The 2,187-nt window shown below is 34.1% G+C and carries 2 protein-coding genes and 1 pseudogene; 1 reads left to right on the top strand and 2 read right to left on the bottom strand.

What is annotated here, in order from left to right; all coding sequences use genetic code 11:
* Positions 1-51 precede the first annotated feature (51 nt).
* Entirely contained in the window at positions 52-495 is a 444-nt protein-coding gene (locus H6G97_RS50270) for a PRC-barrel domain-containing protein (RefSeq protein ID WP_190947677.1), read from the bottom strand.
* A gap of 421 nt (positions 496-916) precedes the next feature.
* Between H6G97_RS50270 and H6G97_RS50265 the strand changes: the two genes are divergently transcribed.
* Positions 917-2,014 (top strand): IS4 family transposase, encoded by a 1,098-nt coding sequence (locus H6G97_RS50265; RefSeq protein WP_190947678.1) that lies wholly within the window; start codon positions 917-919, stop codon positions 2,012-2,014.
* A 12-nt stretch (positions 2,015-2,026) separates the two neighbouring features.
* Here the strand turns inward: H6G97_RS50265 and H6G97_RS50260 are convergent.
* Positions 2,027-2,187: pseudogene (locus H6G97_RS50260) on the bottom strand (IS630 family transposase); the annotation flags it as partial.

The raw sequence follows: 2,187 nt of genomic DNA, 5'->3' as shown, positions 1-2,187 counted from the left end.
TATACGAACTGTCGAAGCTGGGGTCATGCTCTACAACTGCTGAAATGCTTTCTATATATACATTTTCGCAGTTTTTGATCCCCTTTTTTCAGATTTGGTGAGAAATCCGCGATCCAGAGGTGCTGAACCTTCTACAGACGATGTGCGATATGCACTACGCACCTTTTCTTCATAATCGTAATCAAGTGCTGTATGCTCTTGATATTCAGGCAAATTTTCTGCTTGCTCTCTTGTTAACCCAATGACATATACACGGTTTGCTGTAGAGTCAATGCGCGATTTTCCCACTGGTAGTAATACTTTCTTACCAGAAATCCAAAAGCCTAAGTCAACAATTAAATAGCGGAATGCTCCTAGCTCATCTACTACAGCATCACTCACCGTGCCAATGTTCTGATCAGTTCCCTGAACATATACGCTCATTCCTTTAACGTCACTACCTTCAATAGCGTTATAGTAGTTTGGATCAAATTCACTTATTTTCTGGAGTGGCATTCTTATATTCCTTAGAACTTTACTGTTCATTTCTTAAAAGATACCAAACTTAGTTTAAGTAAATCTTCTTTCGTAAGGTTGATTTTGCTAGTTTTGAAACTGCTCCGAAGAAGTAATTAAACATAATGAATTTAATTGTGAATCTTTAGTAAAAAATAAAAACACCAGACATATTATAGGAATTATATTTGATTTCTGAAAAAGACTACGAGATAATACGGAGGGATAGGAGTTTCTGTGCTTTGATTCCTTCATTTTCTCATCTGAAGTGGATGTTTGAGTGGTTTATCCGACACACAAACGAGTGATTTTGCCCTTGAGGGGAGACAAAATGGTCTAGAATGCTTACATTGCAAAGAGTGTAGCAATTTGTGGTAAAAGAAAAAGAGCATTCATTCGCAACAAGCTCTATTTAATGATAATGTTACCAGAATTCTACGAAACAAACCTCAAGCGAGAATTGGGACGTGCAGAATATTTATTACTAAAAATCCTGATAAATTTATTACAATCTATTAAAACTGTAAGTCTTGAGGCATTGGCTACAGCTTTACCTATTCCAATATTGTTTGAAAGTAGAAGAAAGGAAATCCAACGATTTTTATCTTTAAATTATATAAATGTTGAAGAAATTTGGTTCCCAATTATTAAAAGCTGGTTAGAGATATATTTTCCCTTAAATGAAGTTATTTATGTAGTGATTGACAGGACTAATTGGGGGCGTATTAATCTGTTAATGATTAGTGTAGTTTGGGATAAAAGGTCTATCCCAATATACTTTAAGCTATTAGACAAATTAGGTTCAAGCAATTTTGATGAACAAGAAGCAGTATTCAAAAAAGCATTGCCGCTTTTTAATAATTATAAAACTGTAGTGTTAGGAGACCGTGAATTTTGTTCAATAAAACTGGCTAACTGGCTGACAGAGCAGAAAATATATTTCTGTTTACGCTTAAAAAAAGATGCATTTATAGAAATAGAACCGGAAATTTGGCTGCAATTAAGAGATTTAGGTTTAGCACCTGGACTTTCTTTCTTTTATCAAGGTATTAAATATACAAAATCTACAGGATTTATTAGCTTTAACCTTGCTGCTAAATGGAAGCGTAAACGTTTGGGAGTTGCGCCGGAGGAGGGTTGGTTTATCCTTACTAACTTAGATCATTTAGATTCAGTTATTAGAGCTTATAAACAACGTTTTGATATTGAAGAGATGTTTAGAGATTTTAAGAGTGGTGGTTATAATTTGGAAGATACTAATGTATCAGATCAAAGGCTAATTTCCCTAATATTATTAATCTCACTCGCCTATACGGCTGCAACTATATCTGGTCAAAAAATTAAACGCATGGGCGTTCAAAAATATGTTGGACGAATTAAAGAACCTAAGCGGATTATTCGACGACATAGTAGTTTTTATATTGGTCTTTATGGCGACAATTGGATCAATTTCATGGAAAATTCTTATGAGTTAGTCACTGAATTATTGAGATTAAGTCCTAATAAGCGTAAGTACTAAGCTGTTCCACATTTAGTTTGCAATAGCAGCATTACCTTTATTTTTAATTTTTCTTCCCCATCTAATTATTAACTCTCCCTGATTTAACAACCTATTTAATAAGTTTTTCAGTTCCTCTACTGATTTAAATAGGCGATGAGATATGTATTCTTTCGCCGAATGCCATACAAGTT

Origin of the sequence: Nostoc flagelliforme FACHB-838, from assembly GCF_014698065.1 — a bacterium.
Taxonomy (GTDB): Bacteria; Cyanobacteriota; Cyanobacteriia; order Cyanobacteriales; family Nostocaceae; genus Nostoc; species Nostoc flagelliforme_B.
This window is presented reverse-complemented; position numbering and strand designations above follow the sequence as displayed.